Annotated in this window: 1 rRNA gene; it reads left to right on the forward strand. The window is 46.9% G+C overall.

The features are described from left to right. Positions 1 to 546: 546 nt before the first annotated feature. A 16S ribosomal RNA gene (locus tag ACE419_RS11500) occupies positions 547 to 1,117 on the forward strand; the annotation flags it as partial.

Genomic DNA, 1,117 nt, shown 5'->3' on the forward strand with positions numbered 1-1,117 from the left:
TATCGCCAAGTTGGTAAGGCACGGGTCTCTGAATCCCGCATGCGTTGGTTCGAGTCCAGCTACCCCTGCCATATGAAGAACGGCATCGCTAAGGCGATGCCGTTCTTGTGTTTTTATCTGTAAATATGTTTTTTACTTTTTTTAGAAAAGGTATTGACAGGAAGAGCACTTTCCTGTAATATAATACAAGTCGCCGCAAGACACCGGCCGATATGAAAAAGATGAGAACGAAGCTCCTTGATCGGAAGCCGCTCGTCGCTGTCATACAGCCGACAATCTTCAAAATGAAAAAAGAAAAAAGTTCTTGACAGAATGAAGAAGCTGCGATACAATAAATGAGTCGCTTGAAGCGAGAACGCTTCGAAAGACCAAGTTGTTCTTTGAAAACTAAACAATGCAACATGAATCATTTGTGATTCAAGCCAGATGTTATTAAAAACATCGATTGATTATGAACATAAGCAATCGGCAATTTCTTTACTGAGCTTCATTTATTTGAAGTTCAGGCCAAAAAAGATTTTTAGAGCCAATCAAGGTTCTTCATATTTTATGGAGAGTTTGATCCTGGCTCAGGACGAACGCTGGCGGCGTGCTTAACACATGCAAGTCGAACGAGACGATTGAAAGCTTGCTTTTGAAAGTCGAGTGGCAAACGGGTGAGTAACGCGTAGACAACCTGCCGTAAAGATGGGGACAACAGTCCGAAAGGACTGCTAATACCGAATGTTGTCAATCTTCCGCATGGAAGACTGACTAAAGGTGGCCTCTACTTGTAAGCTATCGCTTTACGATGGGTCTGCGTCTGATTAGCTTGTTGGTGGGGTAATGGCCTACCAAGGCGACGATCAGTAGCCGGTCTGAGAGGATGAACGGCCACATTGGAACTGAGACACGGTCCAGACTCCTACGGGAGGCAGCAGTGGGGAATCTTCCGCAATGGGCGCAAGCCTGACGGAGCAACGCCGCGTGAGTGAAGAAGGGTTTCGACTCGTAAAGCTCTGTTGAAGGGGACGAACGTGGAGACGGCGAATAGCCGTTTCCAATGACGGTACCTTTCGAGGAAGCCACGGCTAACTACGTGCCAGCAGCCGCGGTAATACGTAGGTGGCGAGCGTTG

Source organism: Mitsuokella apri, from assembly GCF_047974105.1.
Taxonomy (GTDB): Bacteria; Bacillota; Negativicutes; order Selenomonadales; family Selenomonadaceae; genus Mitsuokella.